This window comes from Anaerococcus sp. AH8042_DFU013_CI05, from assembly GCF_047936775.1.
In the GTDB taxonomy this organism is placed as follows: Bacteria; Bacillota; Clostridia; order Tissierellales; family Peptoniphilaceae; genus Anaerococcus.
The window spans coordinates 219498-245272 of sequence record NZ_CP175954.1; the positions used below are offsets into that span (position 1 = coordinate 219498).

The window sequence follows — 25775 nt, forward strand, 5'->3', positions numbered from 1 at the left end:
AAAATTATCGTAAAAGATAATTAAGTACACTTGCTAGAAATCGTTTGGATATATTATTTTTACTATATAGATTGTCTAAAGATAGGATTATCCTTAGTACACACTTTAGGCTTATAAAGAAAGTTAGCTTTCTTAATAGGGAAAGTGCGCTCTTTTTTAACTAATCTATAAGTAAAATGCCTTAAAGATTAATTTAATAAAAAAGAGACACTCCTGTAAAGTTTTTTACAGGTTTTTTTGTACAAAAAAACTGAAAATTTACATAATTAGGAGAAAAAAATGAATAATTTTAAAAAAGTAGCTCTAACATTAGCAATGGCTCTATCTTTTACTGCATGTGTAAATGATAATCAAGAATCAAAAAAAGAAGATACTAAGGCAGAAATGCCAGCAGGCGATCCAAAAACTGATACATCTGGAGAAAATGTAAACGAAAAAGATCCAAATACTGTTAAAGAAGAAACAGGTAAAGAAGCAAATGATAACAAAGATGAAACAAAAGAAGCTGAAACAACAGGTAAAATGGAAGATGAACCGCACTACGGTAAGCCAATCAAAGTAGCCTATAACGGTGGAGTATGTACAGGTGCACCAGGTATTGCAAGTGTACGTGGTGAATTTGAAAAAAGAGGACTTGAAGTTGAGTTTATAAATGTAGAAAGTGATGTTGATTCAATTGGTACTCACACAGCAGATGCAACAATTGGTCATATTGCAAAATTCGTTCCTCCAACAGTAAATGGGGTTGATGCAGTTTTTGCATCAGGAGCACACACAGGATGTAAATCACTTTACGTTCTTGATAATGGTGAGATTAATGATACTGAAGGTTTAAAAGATAAAACAGTAGGTTTCCCAGGATCAATTGGAAGTGCCGATCATAATATTGCAATAAGATTTTTTAACAACGATGGTATCAAACCAGATGAAGTTAAGTACAAACAAGTAGAAAATTCTGCTATAGTTCAATCTATGGAAAATGGTGAACTAGCAGGTGCTATCCTATCTGATGAATTTGCCAGCAAATTTGTTGAAGATGGCACTATCAAAAGAATTAGATCTTTATCATTTGACGATGATTTTAAAAATGAAGCTTGCTGTATAAATGCCCTAAACGGTGATTTTGTAAGAGAAAATCCACTAATGGCAAAGGCATACAATGAAGCAGTACTTTCAACACAAAAATGGATTGAAGATAATGTAGAAGAAGCTGCACAAATCTTATTTGACAATAACTGGGCAACTGGAGACTTTGATACAGTAGTAGAAATGATGGATTCATATAACTGGGCAGTAACACTTGATGATACTGAAAGTACATTAAAAACAGTTATTGAAGATTACAAAAATCTTGGAATAATTGATTCAGATATGACCAAAGAAGACTTTATAAAAACTTACTGGAATAGTCTAGGTTTAAAAGATAGTGATATAAAATAAGAAATTTTAAGCCATGACAGAAAATCAAAATATAAAGGATGATGCTCATCAAGATGTTCTTGGTAGGCAAAGTCCTATTTCTAAAAAGAATTATAAACTAAATAATATTTTAAGACTACTGATGCCCATTATAATAGGACTAATTGCAATTTTTGAATATGTCTATATGCCAAATCACAGAGCAACAGCCAAACAAAGCAATTTGTATAATGGATTTTTGTGGATATTAGTTGGTATTTATCTTATATGTCTTTTAATATCAATAAAAAATAAAAAGCTTAGGGACCATTTGATATATAAGGCTCCATTTTATTGTTTGATATTGTTAATTTTGATAGCCCTTGATATATTGACCCTAAAAACAGAAAAGCTTAGATTGCCATATTTCCCATACGTTGATATGATTTTTAATGCAATACTAAAAGATAGTGATTACATAATGCAATCTACTTTTTCATCTCTCAAACTGCTTTTTATAGGATATTTAATAGGGGGTATTTTGGGACTTATAACAGGAATTTTGTGCGGCTATTCTAAAAAAGTTTCATATTGGGTAGAGCCTTTTATGAAAATATTAGGGCCAATCCCTACAACAACATGGCTGCCAGTTGTAATGGTGCTTGCAACAACTCTTTTTAAGGGAGCAGTATTTATAATAGCCCTTGGGGTTTGGTTTTCAGTTACCCTTGCCACTATGACGGGTATCCGTAACGTAGATAGATCTTACTATGAAGCTGCAAAAACACTTGGAGCAAGTAACAATCAATTGATAAGAAAAATTGCAATCCCATCAGCATTACCAAATATTTTTCAAGGCCTTACAGCCGGCATGAGCTCAGCATGTACTTCCTTACTTATTGCAGAAATGATGGGAGTAGAGTCAGGTCTTGGTTGGTATATAAATTGGAAAAAATCATGGGCAGAATATGCTAGTATGTATGGGGCAATAATCATAATTTGTTTGACATTTTTATTTGTAAATTGGGTTTTGAGAAGACTTAGAGATCGTGCACTAATCTGGCAAGAAGGAATGGTTAATTAATGAGTAAACTAGTTTTTGAAAATATTAATAAAGATTTTATAAGCCCTGATTCTCAAATGATAACCCACGCTCTAAAGAATGTAAGTTTTACAATAAATGATGGAGAATTTGTTTCAATAGTAGGACCGTCTGGATGTGGAAAATCTACCATTTTAAGATTAATTGCAGGTTTAATAGAGCCTACAAATGGATCTATAAAATTAAATGGCCAAGAGGTTAAAGGCACAGATAGCAATAGGGGCATGGTTTTTCAAAAGCCTACACTTTTTCCTTGGCTAACAGTAAAGGATAATGTAGCTTTTTCTGGAAATTTAAAAAATAATGTAGACTATAAAAAGGTAGATGAACTTTTGGAAAAAGTTGGACTAATCGAGTTTAAAAATGCCTATCCTCATCACTTATCCGGAGGTATGGCCCAAAGAGTAGCCTTAATTAGAACAATGATTAATGAACCAAAAGTTTTCTTATTAGATGAACCACTTGGTGCCCTAGATGCATTTACCAGAATGAATATGCAAGATGAACTTTTAAAACTTTGGGATGAAAATAATACCATGATGATAATGGTAACCCATGATATTGACGAAGCAATCTATATGTCAAATAAGGTTATTGTTATGAAACCACGTCCTGGAGAAATAAAAGAAATTGTAAATATAGACATGGATTATCCAAGAGATAGGACAGATAAGAAATTTACAGAATATAGAAACCATATACTTCACATATTAAATATTTAAAAAATTTGACAAAGTAAATATAATAAGATAAAATGACTTTAATTAGAATATTAGTCTTAAAAATGTGTTGAAGAGAAGAGTATTTATCTAAAAAGCTTAAAGCGAATCCTAGATGGTGAGAGGGGATAAGTGGTTAGGTAAAGAAAAGAACCTCTGAGCTAATAAGTCGATCCAAGGAGATTTATTCGGGAACTCCCGTTACAGAGTTAGAGTATAATTTGTACTTGATGAGGTTTATTTTGTGAAAAATAAATAAATATGGGTGGTATCACGAGCTTTCGTCCCTTTTGGGATGGAAGCTTTTTTTATTGCCAAAAAGATACACAAATGTCTATATTTTAAAAAATTTTAATGGAGGATATTATGATAAAAAATGAATACCAAGTTTTAAAAGAAGCAAAAAAAGTAATACTAGCTTATTCTGGTGGCCTAGATACATCTGTTATTGTAAATTGGCTAGGAGAACATAGTGTAAGAGAAGTCATTTGTGTATCAGTTGACCTAGGTCAAGTAGAAAATCCAAAAGCCTTAGAAGAAAAGGCTCTTTCATCTGGAGCTAGCAAATTTTATAATGTAAATGTAGAAGACGAATTTATTGAAGACTATGCCTATAAATCACTAAAAGCTAATGCAAAGTATGAAAATAACTATTTATTAGGAACTGCTATAGCTCGACCATTAATTGCAAAAGTTTTAGTAGATATTGCTAAAAAAGAAAATGCAGATGTAATAGTTCATGGTTGTACTGGCAAAGGTAATGATCAAATTCGTTTTGAATTATCAATTATGGCCCTTGCACCAGAAATAAAAGTCATTGCACCATGGAGATTTTGGGATATCAAAGGACGTAGTGAAGAAGAAGCTTACGCAAAAGAGCATGGAATCCCTCTAAAAGTAGAAAAAGAAGAAGACTACTCTATGGATGAAAATATTTGGCACCTATCTCACGAAGGATTAGACTTAGAAAATCCAGAAAATCCAGCTGATTTAGAAAAAATATTATACTGGGTAACACCAGCAGAAAAGGCAATTGATAAGGCAGAAACTGTCGAAATAGAATTTGAAAAAGGAAATCCTATTGGACTAAATGACGAAAAGCTAAAGGGATCTGACCTAGTAAAAAAACTAAATATCATTGCTGGAAAACATGGAATTGGTGTAGATGATATAGTTGAAAGTAGGCTAGTAGGCATGAAATCAAGAGGAGTATATGAAAATCCTGCAGCAAGTGTTTTATACTTCGCTCACGAAAAATTAGAATCAGTTACAATTCATCCTGATACCCTACAATATAAAGAAAAAATGGCACTAGACTATGCAAATTTAGTTTATGCCGGAAAATGGATGACACCCTTAAAAGAAGCCATGGATAGTTTTATCGAAAAAACTCAGGAAAATGTAAGTGGAAAAGTAAAAGTAAAACTTTATAAGGGATCTATGCAACCAGCAGGTATTTTTGCAACCAACTCCTTATATTCTGAAGAGTATGCAACATTTGAAGAAGATGATGTTTATAACCAATCAGATGCAACTGGGTTTATAAATTTATTTGGCCTTAGCACAAAAATATACTCAAAAGTAGTAAAAGAAAGTGAAGAAAATTAAAATGAAACTTTGGAGCGGCATGTTATCAGGTGACCTAGATAAATTTGCAGAAGAATTTAATTCATCAATAAAAATTGACCAAAGATTGGTATTTGATGATATTAAAGGATCCATAGCCCATGTAAAGATGCTTAAAAAAACAGGAATCTTAAAAGCTGATGATGCAGATGCTATAATAAATGGATTAAAAACCATTAGTCAGAAACTTATAGACGGCAAAATAGAAGTAGACTTATCAAGTGAAGATATACACACATTTGTTGAAGGAGCATTAATAGCTGAAATTGGAGAAGTAGGCAAAAAAATGCACACAGCTAGGTCCAGAAACGACCAAGTTACAACAGATTTAAGATTACATTTAAGAGATGAAGTTGAAAATATAAGTTCACTTTTGAAAGAATATTTAAAAGTTTTGTCTGATGTGGCAAGTGCTAACACTCAAACAATAATGCCAGGCTACACTCACTTGCAAGCTGCTCAGCCAGTGACTTTCGCCCATCATTTGTTAGCATATGCTATGATGGGTCTTAGGGATCTAGAAAGATTAGAAGACTTAAAAAAAAGAATAAATTCTTCACCGCTGGGAGCCTGTGCTTTGGCTGGGACAACTTATCCAATTGATAGGGAATTTACTGCAAAGGAACTAGGATTTGATACTATTATGCAAAACTCCATGGATGCAGTAAGTGATAGAGATTATATATTGGAATTGCAATCGACTTTATCAATTATAGCTATACATTTGTCAAGACTTTCTGAAGAATTAATTATTTGGTCATCCCAACCATATCATTTTGTAAGCATAGATGATAAATTTTCTACTGGCTCATCAATTATGCCACAAAAGAAAAATCCTGATATGGCTGAGCTAATTAGAAGTAAGTCAGCAAGACTTATAGGAAATATGAATCAATCATTTGCAATGATAAAGGGTTTGCCCCTAGCTTATTCAAAAGATATGCAAGAAGATAAGGAATCCATATTTGGTAGCATAGATACAATAAAAATTTCATTACAAGTTATGGCAGGACAAATAAAAAGTCTAAAAGTAAATAAAGAAAAAATGCTAAAAGCTTGTAAAAATGGATTTTTAAATGCAACTGATCTTGCAGATTATTTGGTAAATAAGGGTCTAAGTTTTAGAGATGCCCACCATATTTCTGCACGACTTGTAAAATATGGAATAGAAAACAACAAAGCTTTGGATGAAATTGACTTAAACATCTATAAAGATGAATCAGATTTATTTGAAGAAGACATTTATCAAGAAATTGATATAATAAAATGTGTCAATGAGAGAAAATCCCTTGGTGGTCCCGCTGAGAAAGAAGTAGAAAGACAAATTGCCTTTGTCTTAGAAAAGTTAAGTTAGAATGGAGAATAGATGAAAAGTAAAAAGAAAAGCCTGCTAGCAATTATTTTTATTATGGTATTATTTTTACCATTTAAAACATTTGCAGCAGATGAACTTGTAGATGATGGGGTAATTGATTTTGGAACAAGTGCAGATTTCCCACCTTATGAATACTTTGAAAATGATGAAATAGTTGGAATTGATCCTGATATTGTAAGAGCAATTGGAGATTATTTAGGTTATGAAGTTAGACTCCATGATATGGATTTTAATACCATAATTGCAAGTATCCAGTCAGGCAAAATGGATGGGGGTGCAGCTGGATTTACTGTTACAGAAGAACGTAAAAAATCAGTAAATTTCACAGACTCCTTTACAAAAACCAGCCAAATTGTAATTGTTAGAAAAGATTCTGATATTAAAGAAGTTGAAGATTTAAATGATGGTGCAAAAATAGGAACCCAACTTGGAACTATCGGAGATACCATAGCAAAAGATGACTTTGGTGAGGCGAATGTGAATTCATTTAACAAAGTCCCAGATGCAATTCTTTCTTTACAAAATAAAAAAATTGATGCTGTAATCTTAGACAAACATTCTGCAGAAAATTTTGTAAATGCCAATAAAGATCTTACAATCATCGATACACCATATTTAGAAGAAGAATACGCCCTAGCAATCAGTAAGGATAATCCAGAACTGCTTGAAAAAATGAATGAAGCTATTGCAGCTTTAAAAGAATCTGGCGAAATTGATAAAATTATGGAAAAATACCAAAAATCAGAAGTTGGAGAAAGCAGCTCAGGGATTTTTGGCAGATTCAAATCAAATATAATTGATAATGGGGCCTACAAATATCTATTAGATGGGCTAAAAACTACAATAATTGTTACAATTTGTGCACTTATTATTTCATTTGCTCTAGGACTTTTAATAGCTTTACTAAGAGCAGCAAGCATAGATATGGCTGGAGAAAGTGTTGGACTTGGTGGATTTTTAATAAAATTGTTAGATAAAATTTTTACAGTTTTTGTATCTATTATCCGTGGTACACCTTCTACTATCCAGCTTTTGATAATGTTTAATGTAATTTTAGTAAATCTGGATAGCCTATTGTGGGTAGCAATTATTTCATTTGGTCTAAACTCATCTGCATATATGGCAGAGTTATTTAGGGGTGGAATAAATTCTGTTGCAAAAGGAGAAAAAGAAGCAGCACGAAGCCTTGGATTAAGCAACTTCCAAACTATGAAAAAAGTTGTAATGCCACAAGCCCTTAAAAATTCATTGCCAGCCTTAGGAAATGAAGTTATAACATTATTTAAAGAAACATCAATTGCTGGATTTATAGGACTTGCTGACCTAACTCGTGGAGCTTCAATAGTAATCAGCCAAACATTTGATGCAGCAACAGCTTATTTTTCAGCAGCTATAATATATTTATTAATAGTTTTACTAATAGAAAAAATATTTAAGAAGATAGAAAGGTTGTACCTATATGCTTAAAGTAAATAATTTGGAAAAATCATTTGGTCCTTTAAAAGTCTTGGATAAGGTAAGCCTTGAAGTTGAAAAAAATGATGTAATTTCAATCATTGGCCCATCAGGATCAGGCAAATCTACATTTTTAAGATGTCTAAACCTTTTAGAAAAACCAAATGGTGGAGAAATATTTTTTGAAGAGAATAAGATAAATGATACAAATGTTGACATCAATAAATTAAGAGAAGAAATGGGCATGGTTTTTCAAAACTTTAACCTATTTTCAAATATGCCTATCATAGAAAATCTGACCCTTGCTCCAGTTATGAGAGGGAAAATGACAAAAAAAGAAGCAAATGAAAAGGCAATGAGACTACTGGAAAGGATAGGACTAAGCCAAAAGAAAAATGTATATCCAGTAAGTCTTTCCGGTGGACAAAAACAAAGGGTAGCTATTGCAAGAGCTCTTATGATGAATCCAAAACTAATGCTTTTTGATGAGCCAACAAGTGCCCTTGATCCAGAAATGGTTGGTGGAGTTCTTGAAATGATGCAAGAGCTTGCAAATGAAGGGATGACAATGGTGGTAGTTACTCACGAAATGGGATTTGCCCGTGAAGTATCAAACAGAGTAGTTTTTATGGATGGGGGTCATATAGTTGAAGAAAGTGATGATCCTTATGATTTTTTTGCAAATCCAAAAAACGAAAGAAGCAAGCAATTCTTATCACAAGTCATTTAAGAGATAACTCTTATTTGACTTTTTTTATTTTTAGGTGTATCATAATTTAGTATTTACGCAGGATTGGCGGAATTGGCAGACGCGCAAGACTAAGGATCTTGTGACCGATTTTAGGTCGTGGAAGTTCAAGTCTTCTATCCTGCACCAAATAAATATTTTTGAGATTTAATATGTTTATAAACATATTATTTTTTTTGCTTAAAATTGATAATTTTTGTTATAATTGTAGCTGAGGTTAAAATGAATAGAAAATGTTTTGCAAAAATAAATTTAACTTTAGATAGCTTATACAAACGTGATGATGGATATCATGAGATTGATACTATTATGGCTCGCATAAGCTTATTTGACGAGCTCGAAATAATTCCAAATGATAAGGGAGTTTTTAACTACTCATCAAATCTTGAAACAATATGCCCGGTTGAGGACAATTTGATATATAAGGCTTGGGAAATTTTAAAAGAAAAAACTGAAAATCCAGGTGTGGATGTTTATCTAAAGAAAAATATTCCTATAGCAGCAGGTCTTGCTGGGGGATCAACTGATGCAGCTGAGATGATAAAAGGCTTAAATGCCCTTTGGAATCTAAATCTATCAAAAAACGAAATGATGGAAATAGGAAAAAAACTTGGTGCAGATATTCCGTTTTTCTTTGAAGATTCGCCAGCTAGAGCAAAAGGTATAGGTGAAATACTTTATCCTTTTAAAAATAATCTTGATATGAAAATACTATTGATAAATGATGGCACTAAAATATCCTCAGCTGAAGTTTATAAAAAACTTGCCGATTTTGGTCATGTAGAAAATGACTTAATTGTTGAAAAGCTAAAAAATGGTGATCACTCAGCTATTTTTTATTTTGAAAATGTGATGGAAGATGTGGTTGCTGATATGTACCCTCATTTACTAGAGATTAAGTATGAATTCCTAGATTATGGGTCAGAAGTTACACTAATTAGTGGTAGTGGAGCATCTATTTTTGGCATATTTATGGATGATGAAAGTCTTGACATTGCTTATAAGAAAATGAACGAAAAATACGAATTTGTAAAAAAGGTGGAATTGGTATGACAAATATTGGTGTATTTGATTCTGGTCTTGGTGGTCTAACAGTTTTAAAAGAATTAATTAAGGAAAAAAATGCGAACTACTATTACTTAGGTGATAGTAAAAGAGCTCCATATGGCAGCCGCTCCAAAGACGAAATTCTTAAATTTACCGATGAGATAGTCGAATTTTTAGAAAAGTATGACATAGACCAATACATCATAGCATGTAATACAATTTCAACTATAGCCACAGAATACTTGGAAGAAAAATATCAAAAAAAGTTTTATCCTATTACAAAAGCAGGTCTTGAAAATGCTAGCCAGTATGAGGGAGATTTTTTAGTGCTTGCAACTAAAGCTACTGTTGATAGCCATATATATAAAAATGGACTTGAAAATGAAGAAATTGAGGTCTATGAAGTTGCAGCACCAAATCTAGTAAAACTTATAGAAGATGGCAAAATTTGTGGTGATGAACTTGATGAAAATTTGCTCAATTATCTAGAAATTGCAAATAAAAATCAAATTCCTAATATAATTTTAGCTTGCACCCATTATCCAATTATAAAAAAAGCTATTGAAAAAAACTTGACTTATGAGGCAAATATTATAAATCCAGCTGAAAATATTGCTAGTAAGATTAATTTTAAGGAAAATAATAAGGGGTCTATAAATATTTTTATGACCCAAGTAAATGAAAAGAATAAGATGATTGTAGATCATATTCTAGATTGTGATTACAACTTAGAACTGAAGGAGATTTAAGATGATTTATGCAGTAATAGATATCGGTTCAAATACCGTTAGGCTTTCTGTTTACAAAGTATCTGGCGATAAGGTAACTAATTTATTTAATGAAAAAGAACAGGCATCTCTAAAAACTTTTGTATCTGATGGAGTACTTTCAGAAAAAGGAATCCAAAGACTTATTGAAACATTAAAAGTGTTTAAGAGTGTAGTTGATAATTTTGGAGATATAGATGAGCTTCATCCATTTGCAACTGCTACAATCCGTGATGCAGCAAATAGAGCGGAAATCCTAGAGAGGGTAAAAGAAGAACTTGATTTAGATATTGAAATTATAAGCGGGGAAGAAGAAGCAAAACTTGCCTTTATTGGTGCAAGTTCTTCAGTAGAAGTCTCTCGTGGTGTACTGACAGATATTGGTGGTGGATCATCTGAAGTTGTAATTATTGATCAAAATAAAGTAATAAAATCAACATCTCTTTCTATCGGTTCACTTTCTGCCTTTAATGATTATGTAAGTTCATTATTTGTAAGTAAAGATGAGAAAAAAGATATAGATACAGAAGTAAAAGCCTTACTTGAGTCAAACAAAATGTATAGAGAAGATCATGATTTACTTTGTGCAGTTGGTGGTACAGCCCGTGCTACTTTAAAATACTATAATGATTACTATAACGAAGCTAATTATAACACTGTAATGGTAGCAAGTAAGCTTAACGATATGGTAAAAGAAGTTATAGGTAGACAACCAAGAGATATTCTAGATTCCATCCTAGCAGTAAAACCAGATAGAGTACATACTCTACTTCCGGGTATGATAATATTAAACCGTTTGGCAAAATATTTTTATTGTGAAAAAATTAGTATTAGTCAAACTGGGGTAAGAGAAGGGTATGTATATAATAAATTACTAGGAAGGAATAAATAATAATCATATGGCAGATATATCTTTTACGCAAAATAGAGAACTTTCATGGCTAAAATTTGACCAAAGAGTCTTAGAAGAAGCAAATGACAGAGATGTACCAGTTTTAGAAAGATTAAGGTTTTTCTCGATATTTGATACCAATCTTGAAGAGTTTTTCATGGTAAGGGTTGGAAGTCTTACTGATTTTAAAAATCTAAAGAAAAAACCGATTGATAGCAAGTCAGGTATGACCAGTGATGAACAACTTGATGCAATTTTGTCTGAATGTGTCGACTTATATAATCAAAAAGACCAAGTTTATGCTCAAATAGTAGATGAGCTTAAAGTAAATGGTATAAATTTACTCAAAGTTTCTGAACTTAATGAAAAAGATAAAAAATCTGTAGAATATTACTTTAATACAAAAATTGAACCAATTTTAAATTTCCAGGTAGTAGATAGGGTTCATCCATTCCCAAGGCTACCTAACTTAGCTCTTTGTTTAGTTTTCTCACTTGTAGCTGATAATGATGATGAAAGCAAAAGTGTAGGTCTTATCCAAGTTCCAGACAAAATCAAAAGATACTTAAAAATCAATGATACCACCTTTGTTTTTATCGAAGATATAATTAAAGAATTTGGTTACCAAGTTTTTGAAGGATATGAAGTAGAAAACAAATCTACTATTTCTCTAACAAGAAATACTGACATTTCCTATGATGATGATGACTATGATATCGATCAAGACTTTAGAGACTATATGAAGGGCAAGCTTAAAAAAAGAAAAAGATTACACCCAGTAAGACTTGAAATTGATAGCGAGCTGTCTGAACAGGCTCTAGATTTTTTAAAAAGTCAGTTTGACCTAGATAGAAAAAACATTTTTGTAACTAAGTCATTGATGCAAGCGGGATTTTTATTTGGTCTTGTAGAAGATTTACCAGAAAATCTTATTGCTAAACATACTTATGATCCATTTAGTCCACAAGCATCAGCTATGGTTGATCCAAACCGTCCAATGATGGAGCAGATTAATGAAAAAGATATATTTTTATCTTTTCCATATGAATCAATGGATCCAGTTATCAGACTTTTAGAAGAGGCAGCTGATGATGAGAGTGTGGTTTCAATAAAAATTACCCTTTATAGGATTGCCCATGACAGTAAGATTGCAAAGGCTTTAATAAAGGCTAGTGAAAATGGCAAAGATGTTATTGTTTTAATGGAACTTCGTGCGAGATTTGATGAAGATAATAATATCTTATGGTCATCAAAATTAGAAGATGCGGGTTGTAAAATCCTTTATGGTTTTGATAATTACAAGACCCACTCCAAAATTTGTCTGATAACAAAAGTAGATCAAAATGATAATATCCAATATATCACCCAAGTAGCAACAGGTAATTACAACGAAAAAACTGCAAAACTTTATACAGACTTTTCGCTAATGACATCAAGTGGAGCAATAGGACTTGATGCCAAAGACTTATTTGATAATGTAATGCTTGGAAATCTTGAAGGCGAATACAAAAATCTAATGGTAAGTCCAAAATCAATGCAAGATGGTCTTGATAAACTAATAGATGATCAAATTCAAATTCAAAAACAAGGTGGACAAGGATACATTAGAGTAAAACTTAATTCTATTTCTGATAGGATTCTCATTGACAAGCTTTCCGAAGCTTCGAATGAAGGTGTAAAAATTGTAATGCTAGTTAGAGGTATTTGCTGTATCTTACCTGGTGTGAAAGATCGTACAGAAAATATTGAAATTTACTCAATTGTAGGAAGGTTTTTAGAACACCACAGAGTTTATCAATTTGGTCAGGGCGAAAATGCAAAAGTATATATTTCATCTGCTGACTTTATGACAAGAAATATAAGACACAGGATGGAAGTTGCAGTACCAATATTTGATGATGATATTAAAAAACGCATCCTAGACTTTATGGATCTAATGCTATCTGATGATGTAAAAATAAGAAAATTATTATCAAATGGAGAATACACAAAAGTTCAAAAAGTTAATAATATAGATGCCCAAGCAGTCCTAGCAAATAATGCTAAAAAACGTAGCATTAATGCAGAAGAAAAAAGAGCGGTTGAAAAAGTAGCTCAAAAAAACAAAAGACAACATGAAAATCAAATTTCTGAGCAAAGAAAAAATCTTAAAAAAGAGAAAAGTTACTTCCGCAGAATCCTTGATATTTTCAGAAAGTAATAAATATTAATTAAATTTTACAAAAATCGGCTAAAATAGCCGATTTTTTTTATATTGTTCACTTAAGTGAGTTGAACGAACGAATGTGAGTGAAACAATAAACCACCTGCTATGCAGGTGGAGGAATTTAGCTTTAGCTTCAAGCCAAAAAATTCTCGCTTGATATATAATTGTGATAACCACATGCACAATTAAAACAAGGAGAATTTAATGGACAAGAATAGTTTATCACACACCAAATGGAGATGTAAATATCATGTAGTGTTCGCACCAAAATACAGAAGGCAAGCAATATATGGAAAACTAAAAAAAGATATAGGTCAAATACTTAGAGAATTATGTCAACGTAAAGGAATAAATATAATAGAAGCTGAGCTTTGTGTAGATCATGTTCATATGTTGATAGAAGTACCACCAAAATATAGTATATCAGAAATAATGGGATATCTAAAAGGGAAAAGTTCATTAATAATATTTGATCGTCATGCCAATTTGAAATATAAATATGGAAACAGACATTTCTGGTGTAGAGGTTACTATGTTGATACAGTAGGACGAAATGAAAAGATGATAAAAGAATATATACAAAATCAATTAAAAGAAGATTATTATTCAGACCAAATCAGCTTAAAGGAATATTATGACCCGTTTACGGGTGAGTCAGTACCAAAGAGCAAATAAATAACTGCTTAAGCAGTAGCTGGGATAGTGTTGCATGTGGAGAATACTCGGAGCCCCAGTAGGGGCGTGCCGGTATTCGCGCCTTATAGGCGCTGTGGAAACTACCAGCTAAGCTGGTAGTTCTGATTTTATGCAAATAAAGTACTTTTGCCCCTATTAATTTTCTAACAATCATGCTATAATGTTAATAAATAGTAATAAATCAATTTCGTATAAAATTGAGATATATTTTATAAAATTGATATCCCACAGTCTACACTAAAAACAATCATAACTATAATATTGAAATAAATGAATAGGAATTAATTATGTCTAATAAAGGTATCAGAGAAAAAAAGAGAAATCAGGCAAAGAGAAGAAAAGCAAGAAACAAAAAGATTTTTACTAGCGGAATATTAGGACTAGCAGTCGTAGCTTCTATTTATCAATTTGGTTTTAATGGCAATAATGATAATGAATTTGAAATCGCAAGACCAAATGAAATCAGACAAGCAGCAGGAAATTTTAGTGAACTTGAAGAAGAAACAGAAAAAGAAACAAGTAACAAAATTCATGTAGCAACTGATGTTGGTTTCAAAGATGCAGATGTTGATGAAAGTCATGCCCTAAAAGATGATAAATATAGCGATACTCTACAAGAATATGTTCTTTGTGTGCAAACACAATATGCATACCAATTTCCAAATGATTATTCAAAAACTGAAAAGTTCATTGAGGAAGGATCATATGTGCCTTATTTTGGTACAGAAAATGGTTTTTCTAAAGTAAAAATCGATGATACCTATTATTATGTAAATAAATATGGACTATCAAAGTTAGATAACGATAAGCAAATCAAGGTTGTAAATGGACTTACTTTTGTAAATGAGGATCATCCACTACCAGAAGACTTTGATCCAGGTGTTGACAAAACAGCGAGACGTGCTTTTGAGACCATGCGTCAAGATATGACACGTGAAAATCTGGATGTAAAAATTGCATCTGATTATAGGGGTTATGATTTAGAGAAAAAAATGTTTGAAGTTTCTGAACCAGATAGCTCAGCTCCAGGCACTAATGAACACCAACTAGGATCTGCCTTTGACTTTTTTACAGAAGGAAGCAAATACAATGATAAGTTTGAAAAAACTGCAAGCTACGATTGGCTAGCAGAAAATGCTTACAAATATGGTTTTATCGAAAGATATCCAAAGGGGAAGGAAAACAAAACTAACCATAAGGCTGAACCTTGGCATTTTAGATTTGTAGGTGTTGAAAATGCTAAGAACATCTATGAAAATGATTTGACTCTTGAAGAGTATTTAAAAATAAATTAAAAAAAACCTTGAATTTTTAGCTAAATTGTTATATAAATGTAGTATGAAAACATTTTAAATATTAAATTTAAGGAGACATTATGAAATCATTTCACACAGACAAAGCACCAGCAGCAGTAGGACCATATGTACAAGCAATTGGTACAGAACAATTTATATTTACATCAGGTCAAATTCCACTAAATCCAGAAACTGGAGAATTAGTAACAGAAATCTCAGCTGCAGCTAAACAAGTATTAAATAACATCAAAGCTATCCTAGAAGAATCAGGATCATCAATTGATAAAGTTATCAAATGTACAGTTTTCTTGGCTGATATCAATGACTTTGCAGCAGTAAATGAAGTTTACAAAGAATTCTTTGATGAACACAAACCAGCAAGATCAGCTATCCAAGTAGCAGCTCTACCATTAGGAGCAGCAATAGAAATTGAAGCTATTGCTTCATTATAAGAGAAACAAACGACAATGAATTTGCATTGTCGTTTTTTAATTGGAAATTTTGACTCATACTTATCGATATTATTCCTAAAAAAAGGTAGAGTAAAAACATAAGAGCTTAATAAAAATTAATTACTAATAATAAATATAAAAATTAATTTTAGATGGGTCTTTTGCCTATCTTTTTATTTAGGAGAAAAAATGAGTATTTCAAATGAAGAAATTTTACAAAGTGTAGAAAGTTTAGAGGACTATCTAATATCTACACGCAGATATTTGCATGAAAATCCAGAACTATCTGGTATGGAAATAGAAACTAGTAAGTTTTTAAAAAAAGAAGCAAAAAAATTAAATCTAGCAATTACTGAGGTTAAGGGTACTGGTTTTTATGCAACCCTTGATACTGGAAAACCTGGCAAGACTGTGGGCCTTAGAACAGATATAGATGCATTGCCAATATTAGAAAAAGATTCAAATCAAAAATCAATGAGACTTTGTAAATCAAAAGTCGATGGCATCTTTCATGCTTGCGGTCATGACGGTCATATTGCAACTCTTCTGGGAGCGATGAAAGTTCTAGTAGAAAATAAAGACAAACTAAGGGGAAGAGTTATTTTTATTTTTGAAGAGGGTGAAGAAACTGGCTCTGGAATTTTTAATATGATAGATGCTTTAAAAAAAGAAAATATAGATGCAATTTATGGAGAGCACTTAGCAGCATTTTTAGAAACAGGGAAAATTGGTGTTGATGCAGGTCCTGTGATGGCGGGAAATGCTATTGTTGACTTTACTGTCCGCGGTAAGGGTGGCCATGGATCTCGCCCTGATTTATCAATTAGTCCTATATTTGCAGCTACAAATATTATAAATGGCCTAGCAAGTGCATGGATAAATCGAATTGATGTTTCTAAAACTGTTACATTAGGACTAGGACTTATAAATGGTGGTACAATTGCAAATGTAATTCCTGATGATGTCAGAGTTGCTGGAACTTTGCGTTATTTTGATACCAAAGAAGGAAAGAAGGCTTTAGAACTTGTTAAAAAAGTAGGGAATCTTACAGCCCAAGCCCACGAGTGTGAATTTATAATAAATGAAATGTATCACATGAACGACCCGGTTATAAACAATGAGCAATTAGCAAATCTCGCCCAAAAATCAATTGATGATATAATGCCAGGGACTATTTATAAAAATCTGACTTGGTTTGCATCAGAAACTTTTACTGAGTATAGAGCAGTAAGCGATATTGTCTTTGTCCTAGTAGGTACAAAAAATGAAGAGTTAGGCTCAGGATCAGAACACCATAACGAATACTTTGATATTGATGAAAAATCTATCATAATAGGCACAAAAGCTATGGTCAAATTTGCCAATAATTTTTTAAATCAAAATTAATTGGGTATATATTTAATATCGAGTTAAGAAGATAAAAGGAGTAAATTATGACTATAAAAGTTAATGAAAAAGCACCAGAATTTTCACTAAAAGATCAAAATAAAAATGACATAAATTTATCTGACCTAAAAGGAAAAAAGGTAATACTTTCTTGGCACCCACTTGCATTTACATCAGTATGTACTGATCAAATGAGAAGTCTAGAAAGAAATTATGATAGAATCCAAGAAAAAGGCGATACAGTAGTAATAGGTCTTTCAGTTGACCCATTCCCAGCTAAACAAAAATGGGCAGACATTCTTTGTATAGAAGATGTAAAAATAGCTTCAGATTTTTTCCCATACGCAGAAGTAACAAAGGCTTATGGACTATTCAATGAAGAAAATGGGGCTAGCCAAAGAGCAAATGTAATTATCGATCAAGAAGGTAATGTGAAATGGGTAAAAGTTTACGAACCATCAGAATTGCCAGATATCGAAGAAGTAATTGAAAATCTTTAATAAGAAAAGGGCTTCCAAATTTTGGAAGCTTTATTTTTTTTGCTAAATAAGGGTAAAAATAAGATAAGTTAAGAGAAATTAAGGAGTAAATAATGAATTTAGGACAAATAGTAGATCTCCAAAGAGAATATTTTTACTCAGGAGAAACAAAGACCTTAGACTTTAGATTAAGAAATCTACAAAAGTTAAGAGATTTGCTAATCACATTTGAAGATAATATTTTAATGGCTCTTTCAAAAGACTTGGGTAAGTCAAACTTTGAAGCCTATGCTTCAGAACTTACTATGGCCTATGAGGAAATAAAGCTGGCCACAGAAAATCTTTCCGAATGGATGGAACCAATAGCAGAAAAAACTCCACTAATGGCCATGCCTGCAAAATCATACACACTTTTTGAGCCAATGGGAGTAACACTTATTATTTCCCCTTGGAATTATCCATTTTTACTAGCAATCGACCCATTGATTGGTGCAATGGCTGCTGGAAATACAATAATTTTAAAAACTAGTAGAAAATCAAAGCACACATCAAGTCTTATTAGAGAAATTATAAATGCAAATTTTGATCCGAAATATATCCATGTAGTGGATAATGAGCAAGTAAGCCATGACGAATTATTATCATATAATTATGATCATATCTTCTACACAGGTGGGGCAGAAGTTGGCAAAAAAATTATGCAAGCTGCCAGCAAAAATTTATCAAAAGTTACCCTAGAGCTAGGAGGAAAATCTCCTGCAATTGTTGAAGGGGATGCAAATATAGGACTTGCTGCAAGATCTATTGCCTGGGGAAACACAGTAAATGCTGGTCAAACTTGTGTGTCACCAGACTATATTTTAGTCCATGTATCTATAAAAGATAGATTTGTGAGAGAACTTGAAAATGCGCTCTTAGAATTTTATGGACCAGATCCAATAAATTGTAGAGACTATGCCAATATAATTAATAAGGAACATTTGGAAAAACTTGTAGGACTTCTTAGAGGTCAAAATATAATATACGGTGGAGAGTTTGATAGCAATAATTTAAAACTTGCTCCAACAATTGTGGATGGAGTAGATTTTGAAAACAAATTAATGGATGAAGAAATATTTGGCCCAATTTTTCCAATAATTACTTATACAAATCTAAATGAAGTATTATATAAGGTAAAAACTTTACCAAAACCATTAGCCTTATATTTATTTACAGAAAGTGGGCGTACTAAAGAAAAAGTTATGTACAATATGGAATTTGGAAATGGAATGGTAAATGATACTTTAATGATGGTATCAAATCCCTATCTTCAATTTGGAGGGGTAGGATATAGTGGCCAAGGTGGATATCATGGATACTATGGTTTTAAGAATTTTTCAAATCAAAAATCAATTATGGAAGCAAATTCGAATTTTGAAATGAAAATGAAATATCCTCCATATGATGGTGGAGCTTTAAATATACTTAGAAAAATTAAATAGCAAATAAAAAAAGGAGCCATAATTGGCTCCTTAATTATATTTTAATATTCTTGGCCATCTAAGTCTTCTTTGATAGCTTTTGCTAATTCTTTAATTTGGTCTACTTGTTCATCTTTAACTGCTGAGTTGATTAGCACATCTTCACCTACATATGTGTGTTTACCAGCTTCAAGAATTTCTTTTGAAGTTTTAAGGCTTGTACCACCCCATGACCAGTTGTTTAAGAAAGAAATGTGTCTATCTTTGTAGCCTGTTCCAGCAAGTTCTTGTAGGAAGGCCTCCATTTTATAATATAGACCTGAGTTGTAGTTGATTGGTGCAAAAACTGCGTTGCTGTATTTATGACAATCAGCAATTACATATGATGGATCCCAACCAGATATATCATATACTCTGATATCTTCTGTAACACCAAGTTCTGCAAGTTCTTTTGCAAGTATGTCTGCAGCTTGTTCTGTATCACCATACATAGTTGAATATACGATAACTACACCTTTTTCTTCTGGAGTAAATGATGACCATTTGTTGTATTTATTCATGATAAATCCAATAGATTCTTGGTCATCATAGACAGGTCCGTGTAGGGGAAGGATAGTTTTTATTTCAAGATCAGCTACTTTTTTAAATACAGCTTGAACTTGATTACCGAACTTACCAACTATGTTGATGTAATATCTACGTGCTTGATCTAACCAATCGCCTTTATGTATTACATTTTCTGCTCTTAGGTGTCCTTCTATAGCATTAAATGAACCAAAGGCATCAGCTGAGAATAAGATTTGGTTGTTTGTATCATATGACATCATTACTTCTGGCCAGTGAACCATAGGAGCAAATACGAATTTAATGTTGTGACTGCCTAAATTTAGTTCATCGCCTTCTTTTACTTCATGATATCTATCTTGAAATTCATCGTTATAGAATTGTTCATAGAATTGGAATGTTTTTGCGTTTCCAACAAGTTTTGCATTTGGCCATTTTCTCATACAAAAATCAATGTTTCTACAGTGATCAGGCTCCATGTGGTGGACAATTATATAGTCTAAATCTTCACCATCTAAGGCAGCTTCAATATTTTCTAGGTATTGTCTAGTAAATCCAGACTCAACACTATCTACTAAGGCATTTTTTTCATCTTTTATAACATAAGAAGAATATGAAACACCATTTTCTACTGGGAACATATTTTCAAATCTGTCAATTCGTCTGTCGTTTACACCGACATAATAAATTCCGTCAAGAATTTCTCTAATATTGTGCATTTTTCCTCCTAAATACATCTATTCCTGTAATAACATTATACACTTATAGATTTATAAATAAAATATTTTGTGAAAAAATAATTAAAATTTATTGTATAAAGATTTTTAGTAGTAATCTGTGGTAAAATATCTCTAAGAGGTGGATTATGAGAAAAAATTTAAAAATTAGATCTACAAACTTTGAGCTTGCCCTTGGAGATATAAATAAAAATAAAGAAACAATTAAAAATCTTGTAAAAAATGCTTATAATGACGGTGTGAGCATACTATCTTTACCTGAGTTATCTCTTACAGGAGCTAGTCTTTATGACGGATACAAAGATATGGCTTTATTAGCTGAAGATGCTATCCTTGAATTAAAAGAGTTTTCAAAAGGCTATAATATTTTATTTTCTGTTGGTTTTCCTTTAATATACAATAGAAAAATTTATAATGCCATAGCTTTACTAATGGATGGATATTTAGTAGATTTGTATACCAAAAAGAACCTATCTATAACAGAAAAAAATGTATTTGCTAGTGATATACCAGACGGAGAAGTTATACCGTTTTTGGATGACTGGTGTGAGGTAAATCCATTATCAAAAAGTATTAGTCACTTAAATATAGCAGTAAGCATTGGCGAAGATGAAATGATGGATATACCAAGAAGTTTAACTTACAAGTCTGATATAGCTAACTGCCCGCAAATTATTTTAAATCCAACGGCAGAAGCAAAAATAGCATTAAATGAAGAAGAAATTTTAAATAGAGTTAAATTTTTATCAAAAGATGTAACTTATATCTATACTTCTCAAGGCAGGGGTGAAAGCACGACAGACTTTGTATATGGCGGCTTAAATATAATTGCTGAAGATGGGAAAGTAGAAAAAATTATTTGCAATGATCAAATAGATTATGTAAACAGATATAGGATATATACTGATCAAGAGTTACTACACTTTGATAAGTTTGGCGAAAATATAACTAAGGAAAAATTCCCATATTTACCTATATATGAAAAAAGGGATGATTATGTAAGAGATGTCCTAGATATAGGAGCAAGTGCACTTTTAACCCGCATGCAGAAAATCGGTGTTAAAAATGTATTTCTAGGAGTATCTGGTGGCCTTGACTCAACTATGGCCCTTTTATTTTTAGTCCACGCTTACAATAAAGTAGGCTATGATTTATCAGGGATAAACTGCTATACAATGCCAGCCTTTGGTACAAGTGATAGGACAAAATCAAATGCTTATTTACTTTGTGAGGCTTTGGGCTTAGAATTAAAAGAAATAAATATTACAGAAGCTGTAAAAATCCACTTAAGAGACATCGGCCATGATGGACTTACCCCAGATACTGCATATGAAAATGCTCAAGCTCGTGAACGTACACAAATATTATTTGATCTGGCAAATATGCATAATGGGATTGTGATAGGTACAGGAGATTTATCTGAGTCCATGCAAGGATTTGCAACCTTTAATGGGGATCAGATGAGTAATTATTCACTAAATGCAAGTCTTACAAAAACAGAAATTCGTTATGTAGTAGGGGCTATAGCAGAGACTACTGAAAATTTAAAACTAAAAGCAGTTCTTAATGATATACTTGATACACCAATATCTCCAGAACTAATAAGTGAAGATAAAAAAGAAATTAGTCAAAAAACAGAAGATATAATAGGACCATACGAATTAATAGACTTTTTTATCTACGAACATTTGACCTATCATCTGCCAGCAGAGGAAATATTAGAAGATGCAATCTCTGCCTTTGATGATAAATATGACAAAGAAACCATCAAAAAATGGTTGATTTCATATTTCAAAAGATTTACAGCAAGCCAATTTAAACGCTCGACTGCTGTAGATGGTCCAAATATAACAGGAAGGGCATTTAGTCCACGAGCAGGGTTTAAAATCCCATCCGATTTGGGAAGTGAAGGATATTTAGAAAATTTATATGAAAAAAATTAGTAAAATTGCCCTAGGGCTTTCGGCAACAGCCATAGCCCTGGGTCTTTATATAAATAATCAATGTTTTGTAGCAAAAGAGGAAAAAGTTACACTTACAAATGAAAAACTTAAAAATCCTATAAAAATCACTCAAATAAGTGATTTTCATTCTAATGCTATTAAAAATTTAGATGAACTTTTGGCAAATATAAAAAAATTTGACCCAGATTTTATAATTCTTACGGGCGATATTATTGACTATGGCACTGAAAATAAAATCAAAAGATCAGTATATTTCCTAGAAAAATTATCACGCTTAAATAAAATCACATATTATATAACTGGAAACCACGAAGAGGGCGGTCCAAATTTAGATGTATTTTTAAATGAAATTGATAGACTAGGGATAAAATACTTAAGAAATGAGGGCGAAAATTTAAAAATAAATGGCAATGATCTCTACCTATACGGGACAAGTATGTTTGATTTTTCATATAAAAATTATAAGACAAGTGATAAAAATGTAAACATAATCCTAAGCCATTTTTCAAAAAAGGTGAGAGATAATTATAGGGGAGATGAGGATTTTGTATTTTCAGGCCATACCCATGGTGGTCAAGTAAGACTTCCAATAATAGGCGGCTTGATAGCTCCAGGAGAAGGAGTCCTACCAGACTTTGACAAAGGCACATTTAAATTTAAAAACACAATAATATACGTAGACAGCGGCCTAGGTAATACCTTCCTACCACTAAGATTTCTAGACCAAATCCAGTATAGTAATATTACTCTTGTGCCAGTAGTTTAGTGGTAAAACAAAGGTGTCCGAAGCCTAAGATGGGAGTTCGATTCTCTCCTGGCATGCCATAATGACCTATCCCAATTCAGCATAGCTGGATTGATGGAAGGTCAGATGTCGCGGCGTTTCAAAGTTGATTTATCAACTTTGTCAGCAAGCCGACTACAAGCCCCTACGAAAACTCGCTTTTACAAAGCTCTTCCGTGCTACCGCACTAAGTTTTCGGGGTAAATATGCCAAATCAAGGCATATTTACCTGGCTAATATAGGAGTCGTGCCTAAAAGGCGCGAAATTACCGCAGGCGATAAAATCGCCGAGGACCAAACTCATAAAAATAAAATCAGATGTCGCGACGTTTCAAATTGATTTATCAACTTTGTCAGCAAGCCGACTAAAAGCCCGTACGAAAAATCGCCGAGGACTACATTTTTCAAAAGAAATCCCCACCCACAAGTCAAAATTTAAAAACAACAATTTTTTTGATATAATTCATATATAATACAGATATATGGAACTTTTATTATTAAGGAGAAATTATGAGAGTAGCACGTGAAAAAATATGGATATCAGGATCATCAGGTAGGCTTGGTACCTCTATGCTAAGACTTCTAGATCCACTTGATGCAGAGATTATTGCCACAGATAAAAACGAGGTGGATATTACCAATCTTGATGAAGTTACTCAATTTGTAGGGCGCATCAGACCTCATACAATTATTAACTGTTCAGGATTATCAAACAGAGATAAATGCGAAGAAAATCCGGATGCAGCGTTTTTACTTAATGCAATTGGAGCAAGAAATATTGCTATAGCTTCAAACAAATATATGGCAAAGCTTGTTCAATTATCTACAGCAGATGTTTTTGATGGCAAAAGTTTTAAAACTTATACGGAATATGATAAGGCAAATCCCTTAAGTGTCTATGGAAAAAGTAAATATGAAGGTGAAAATTATGTGAGAGAATTTTCTAATCATCATTTTATAGTTAGAGTTAGTAGACTGTATTCTCGTGAAAATCAATTTGTTGAAAATATATTAAAAGAAGCAGAATCTGGTGAAGTAAGGGTATCAAAAGATTTATTTATATCACCGACTTCCGCTCATGAACTTGCTGATTTTTTAATAAAACTTATTGCCACAAACTATTATGGTACTTACCACGCATCAGCAGAAGGATACACATCTATGAAAGATTTCGCAAGTGAAATCCTAAGCTACACTGGAAAAGATGCAACAATTATTGAATCAAGTGATGATGAAAGTCTTAGCACAAAGCCGGGATTTTTTGCCCTTGAAGACTACATATTAAAAATTACTGGTGGGGATAAGATGCCAAATTGGAAAGACTGCCTTCACCAATATATCGATAGGGAGGGACTAAATGGAAAAACAAAATAAAAAATTATCCCAATCTAAGAAAATATTTATAGGCCTGATTTTGGGACTAATCGTTGGAATTATCCTCCACTCATTTGTGCCAGATTCACATTTTAAAAATGACATTTTAGTAGAAGGTATATTCTATACCCTAGGTCAACTCTTTATAAGACTTATGCAAATGCTAGTTGTGCCTTTAGTATTTTTTTCGATTGCAGATGGTTGTAGAAACCTAGGAGATACCGAAACTTTAGGAAAAGTAGGGATTAGAATTGTAATTTTTTATATGTTTACAACATCTCTTGCAATTTTAATTGCTCTAAGTTTTGCAAGTCTTGTGGGGCCTGGCAAGGGAATGAATATGGCTATAGGATCACAAAGTTTTGAAGTGGATAAAGCTGATATATCATTAAAAGATACCATTCTTGACTTTATACCTACAAATCCAGTTGGAGCTTTAGCAGAAGGAAATATGATTCAAATTATTATATTTGCAGTGCTTGTAGGGCTTTTGATAGCTTCAATGGAAGAAAGGCTGACAACTCTTGGAAATATAGTGACAGAAATGAATGACCTTATGATGGGCATGACGATGTGGGTTATGAAACTTGCACCAATCGGAGTATTTTTCCTAATTGCAAGGACATTTTCAAGTCTTGGCTATGATGCAATTATATCAATGCTTTCATATATGGGATCTGTTCTAGGAAGCCTTGCAGTGCAATTATTAATTGTATATATGCTCTTAATAGTAATATTTGTAAGAGTAAATCCATTTAGCTTCATTAAGCAATTTGCACCCGTTATGACATTTGGTTTTTCAACTGCATCATCATCTGCAACTGTTCCAATACATATCCAAACTCTTGAAGACATGGGAGTTGATAAAAAAATATCATCATTTACCATTCCACTTGGGGCAACAATAAATATGGATGGTACTGCAATCATGCAGGGAGTAGCAGTAATTTTTATATCCAATGCATATGGCATCGATCTTACTGCAACTGATTTTATGACAGTAATTCTTACAGCGACAATTGCATCAGTAGGTACTGCTGGTATCCCGTCAGTGGGACTTATTACCCTATCCATGGTTTTAGAATCAGTAGGTTTACCTGTAGAAGGGATCGCAATTATTATGGGAATTGACAGAATCCTAGATATGGCAAGAACAACAATAAACCTAGCTGGAGATGCAGCTGGAACTATGATAGTTGCAAATTCAGTAGGAGCCTTTAATAAAGAAAAATTTAATAGTAAATAAAAA

The 25775-nt window shown here is 32.4% G+C and carries 22 protein-coding genes, 2 tRNA genes and 1 other annotated feature; of the genes, 23 read left to right on the forward strand and 1 reads right to left on the reverse strand.

Annotated features, from left to right (window positions below):
• The first annotated feature begins 279 nt into the window (after positions 1–279).
• The 18 genes from ACKRLN_RS01165 to ACKRLN_RS01250 all read left to right on the forward strand — a co-directional run bounded on the left by ACKRLN_RS01165 (position 280) and on the right by ACKRLN_RS01250 (position 19124).
• Positions 280–1440: an ABC transporter substrate-binding protein gene (locus ACKRLN_RS01165; RefSeq protein WP_416334995.1), complete on the forward strand. Its 1161-nt coding sequence runs from the start codon at positions 280–282 to the stop codon at positions 1438–1440.
• Positions 1441–1453: 13 nt separating this feature from the next.
• Positions 1454–2482: an ABC transporter permease gene (locus tag ACKRLN_RS01170; protein ID WP_416334996.1), complete on the forward strand. Its 1029-nt coding sequence runs from the start codon at positions 1454–1456 to the stop codon at positions 2480–2482.
• Positions 2482–3222 carry an ABC transporter ATP-binding protein gene (locus tag ACKRLN_RS01175; protein ID WP_416334997.1) on the forward strand — a complete coding sequence of 247 codons (741 nt, stop codon included), beginning with the start codon at positions 2482–2484 and terminating at the stop codon, positions 3220–3222. The genes ACKRLN_RS01170 and ACKRLN_RS01175 overlap by 1 nt, the downstream gene beginning before the upstream one ends.
• A 58-nt stretch (positions 3223–3280) precedes the next feature.
• Positions 3281–3511 (forward strand) — a binding site (T-box leader).
• 74 nt (positions 3512–3585) lie between these two features.
• Positions 3586–4827 (forward strand): argininosuccinate synthase, encoded by a 1242-nt coding sequence (locus tag ACKRLN_RS01180; RefSeq protein ID WP_416334998.1) that lies wholly within the window; start codon positions 3586–3588, stop codon positions 4825–4827.
• Between the two features lies 1 nt (position 4828).
• Complete coding sequence (gene argH / locus ACKRLN_RS01185; protein ID WP_416335368.1) at positions 4829–6199, forward strand: argininosuccinate lyase; 1371 nt, start codon at positions 4829–4831, stop codon at positions 6197–6199.
• A 12-nt stretch (positions 6200–6211) separates the two neighbouring features.
• Complete coding sequence (locus ACKRLN_RS01190; RefSeq protein WP_416334999.1) at positions 6212–7687, forward strand: ABC transporter substrate-binding protein/permease; 1476 nt, start codon at positions 6212–6214, stop codon at positions 7685–7687.
• Positions 7680–8405 carry an amino acid ABC transporter ATP-binding protein gene (locus tag ACKRLN_RS01195; protein WP_416335000.1) on the forward strand — a complete coding sequence of 242 codons (726 nt, stop codon included), beginning with the start codon at positions 7680–7682 and terminating at the stop codon, positions 8403–8405. Before ACKRLN_RS01190 ends, ACKRLN_RS01195 begins: the two co-directional genes overlap by 8 nt.
• Positions 8406–8462: 57 nt before the next feature.
• Positions 8463–8552 (forward strand) — tRNA-Leu (locus ACKRLN_RS01200).
• A gap of 93 nt (positions 8553–8645) precedes the next feature.
• The gene (gene ispE, locus ACKRLN_RS01205; RefSeq protein ID WP_416335001.1) at positions 8646–9476 is read left to right on the forward strand and encodes a 4-(cytidine 5'-diphospho)-2-C-methyl-D-erythritol kinase; all 831 of its coding nucleotides are present in this window, start codon (positions 8646–8648) and stop codon (positions 9474–9476) included.
• On the forward strand, positions 9473–10219 hold the full coding sequence (gene murI, locus ACKRLN_RS01210) for a glutamate racemase (protein ID WP_203127524.1): 747 nt from the start codon (positions 9473–9475) through the stop codon (positions 10217–10219). The genes ispE and murI overlap by 4 nt, the downstream gene beginning before the upstream one ends.
• A gap of 1 nt (position 10220) precedes the next feature.
• Positions 10221–11129 (forward strand): exopolyphosphatase, encoded by a 909-nt coding sequence (locus ACKRLN_RS01215; protein WP_416335002.1) that lies wholly within the window; start codon positions 10221–10223, stop codon positions 11127–11129.
• A 7-nt stretch (positions 11130–11136) separates the two neighbouring features.
• On the forward strand, positions 11137–13329 hold the full coding sequence (locus ACKRLN_RS01220) for an RNA degradosome polyphosphate kinase (RefSeq protein ID WP_416335003.1): 2193 nt from the start codon (positions 11137–11139) through the stop codon (positions 13327–13329).
• A 210-nt stretch (positions 13330–13539) separates the two neighbouring features.
• Complete coding sequence (gene tnpA / locus ACKRLN_RS01225) at positions 13540–14010, forward strand: IS200/IS605 family transposase (RefSeq protein ID WP_416334547.1); 471 nt, start codon at positions 13540–13542, stop codon at positions 14008–14010.
• Positions 14011–14318: 308 nt separating this feature from the next.
• Complete coding sequence (locus tag ACKRLN_RS01230; RefSeq protein ID WP_416335004.1) at positions 14319–15326, forward strand: M15 family metallopeptidase; 1008 nt, start codon at positions 14319–14321, stop codon at positions 15324–15326.
• A gap of 80 nt (positions 15327–15406) precedes the next feature.
• Complete coding sequence (locus ACKRLN_RS01235; RefSeq protein ID WP_416335005.1) at positions 15407–15778, forward strand: RidA family protein; 372 nt, start codon at positions 15407–15409, stop codon at positions 15776–15778.
• 189 nt (positions 15779–15967) lie between these two features.
• Complete coding sequence (locus ACKRLN_RS01240) at positions 15968–17164, forward strand: amidohydrolase (RefSeq protein ID WP_416335006.1); 1197 nt, start codon at positions 15968–15970, stop codon at positions 17162–17164.
• Positions 17165–17211: 47 nt separating this feature from the next.
• Entirely contained in the window at positions 17212–17664 is a 453-nt protein-coding gene (locus tag ACKRLN_RS01245) for a redoxin domain-containing protein (RefSeq protein WP_203127519.1), read from the forward strand.
• Positions 17665–17756: 92 nt separating this feature from the next.
• A complete protein-coding gene (locus ACKRLN_RS01250; RefSeq protein ID WP_416335007.1) occupies positions 17757–19124 on the forward strand; it encodes an aldehyde dehydrogenase family protein in 1368 nt (455 codons plus the stop codon).
• A gap of 41 nt (positions 19125–19165) precedes the next feature.
• Here ACKRLN_RS01250 and ACKRLN_RS01255 read toward each other — a convergent pair whose 3' ends face one another.
• Positions 19166–20386, reverse strand: a complete 1221-nt coding sequence (locus ACKRLN_RS01255; RefSeq protein WP_416335008.1) for an FprA family A-type flavoprotein — start codon at positions 20384–20386, stop codon at positions 19166–19168.
• 146 nt (positions 20387–20532) lie between these two features.
• Here ACKRLN_RS01255 and nadE point away from each other — a divergent pair, with 146 nt between their 5' ends.
• From nadE to ACKRLN_RS01280, 5 genes are all read left to right on the forward strand, one after another.
• Positions 20533–22347 (forward strand): NAD(+) synthase, encoded by a 1815-nt coding sequence (gene nadE / locus ACKRLN_RS01260; protein WP_416335009.1) that lies wholly within the window; start codon positions 20533–20535, stop codon positions 22345–22347.
• Positions 22334–23134, forward strand: coding sequence for a metallophosphoesterase (locus tag ACKRLN_RS01265; protein WP_416335010.1), 801 nt, complete (start codon positions 22334–22336; stop codon positions 23132–23134). Before nadE ends, ACKRLN_RS01265 begins: the two co-directional genes overlap by 14 nt.
• Positions 23120–23193, forward strand: a tRNA-Arg gene (locus tag ACKRLN_RS01270). Before ACKRLN_RS01265 ends, ACKRLN_RS01270 begins: the two co-directional genes overlap by 15 nt.
• A gap of 469 nt (positions 23194–23662) precedes the next feature.
• Positions 23663–24526, forward strand: a complete 864-nt coding sequence (locus tag ACKRLN_RS01275) for an SDR family oxidoreductase (protein ID WP_203127515.1) — start codon at positions 23663–23665, stop codon at positions 24524–24526.
• Positions 24510–25772: a dicarboxylate/amino acid:cation symporter gene (locus tag ACKRLN_RS01280; protein ID WP_416335011.1), complete on the forward strand. Its 1263-nt coding sequence runs from the start codon at positions 24510–24512 to the stop codon at positions 25770–25772. The genes ACKRLN_RS01275 and ACKRLN_RS01280 overlap by 17 nt, the downstream gene beginning before the upstream one ends.
• Positions 25773–25775: the final 3 nt, after the last annotated feature.

Excerpts from the sequence above, each read along its gene's own strand:
- ACKRLN_RS01165 (WP_416334995.1), top strand. The coding sequence starts at position 280 with ATGAATAATTTTAAAAAAGTAGCTCTAACATTAGCAATGGCTCTATCT.
- ACKRLN_RS01170 (WP_416334996.1), top strand. The coding sequence starts at position 1,454 with ATGACAGAAAATCAAAATATAAAGGATGATGCTCATCAAGATGTTCTT.
- ACKRLN_RS01175 (WP_416334997.1), top strand. The coding sequence starts at position 2,482 with ATGAGTAAACTAGTTTTTGAAAATATTAATAAAGATTTTATAAGCCCT.
- ACKRLN_RS01180 (WP_416334998.1), top strand. The coding sequence starts at position 3,586 with ATGATAAAAAATGAATACCAAGTTTTAAAAGAAGCAAAAAAAGTAATA.
- argH (WP_416335368.1), top strand. The coding sequence starts at position 4,829 with ATGAAACTTTGGAGCGGCATGTTATCAGGTGACCTAGATAAATTTGCA.
- ACKRLN_RS01190 (WP_416334999.1), top strand. The coding sequence starts at position 6,212 with ATGAAAAGTAAAAAGAAAAGCCTGCTAGCAATTATTTTTATTATGGTA.
- ACKRLN_RS01195 (WP_416335000.1), top strand. The coding sequence starts at position 7,680 with ATGCTTAAAGTAAATAATTTGGAAAAATCATTTGGTCCTTTAAAAGTC.
- ispE (WP_416335001.1), top strand. The coding sequence starts at position 8,646 with ATGAATAGAAAATGTTTTGCAAAAATAAATTTAACTTTAGATAGCTTA.
- murI (WP_203127524.1), top strand. The coding sequence starts at position 9,473 with ATGACAAATATTGGTGTATTTGATTCTGGTCTTGGTGGTCTAACAGTT.
- ACKRLN_RS01215 (WP_416335002.1), top strand. The coding sequence starts at position 10,221 with ATGATTTATGCAGTAATAGATATCGGTTCAAATACCGTTAGGCTTTCT.
- ACKRLN_RS01220 (WP_416335003.1), top strand. The coding sequence starts at position 11,137 with ATGGCAGATATATCTTTTACGCAAAATAGAGAACTTTCATGGCTAAAA.
- tnpA (WP_416334547.1), top strand. The coding sequence starts at position 13,540 with ATGGACAAGAATAGTTTATCACACACCAAATGGAGATGTAAATATCAT.
- ACKRLN_RS01230 (WP_416335004.1), top strand. The coding sequence starts at position 14,319 with ATGTCTAATAAAGGTATCAGAGAAAAAAAGAGAAATCAGGCAAAGAGA.
- ACKRLN_RS01235 (WP_416335005.1), top strand. The coding sequence starts at position 15,407 with ATGAAATCATTTCACACAGACAAAGCACCAGCAGCAGTAGGACCATAT.
- ACKRLN_RS01240 (WP_416335006.1), top strand. The coding sequence starts at position 15,968 with ATGAGTATTTCAAATGAAGAAATTTTACAAAGTGTAGAAAGTTTAGAG.
- ACKRLN_RS01245 (WP_203127519.1), top strand. The coding sequence starts at position 17,212 with ATGACTATAAAAGTTAATGAAAAAGCACCAGAATTTTCACTAAAAGAT.
- ACKRLN_RS01250 (WP_416335007.1), top strand. The coding sequence starts at position 17,757 with ATGAATTTAGGACAAATAGTAGATCTCCAAAGAGAATATTTTTACTCA.
- ACKRLN_RS01255 (WP_416335008.1), bottom strand. The coding sequence starts at position 20,386 with ATGCACAATATTAGAGAAATTCTTGACGGAATTTATTATGTCGGTGTA.
- nadE (WP_416335009.1), top strand. The coding sequence starts at position 20,533 with ATGAGAAAAAATTTAAAAATTAGATCTACAAACTTTGAGCTTGCCCTT.
- ACKRLN_RS01265 (WP_416335010.1), top strand. The coding sequence starts at position 22,334 with ATGAAAAAAATTAGTAAAATTGCCCTAGGGCTTTCGGCAACAGCCATA.
- ACKRLN_RS01275 (WP_203127515.1), top strand. The coding sequence starts at position 23,663 with ATGAGAGTAGCACGTGAAAAAATATGGATATCAGGATCATCAGGTAGG.
- ACKRLN_RS01280 (WP_416335011.1), top strand. The coding sequence starts at position 24,510 with ATGGAAAAACAAAATAAAAAATTATCCCAATCTAAGAAAATATTTATA.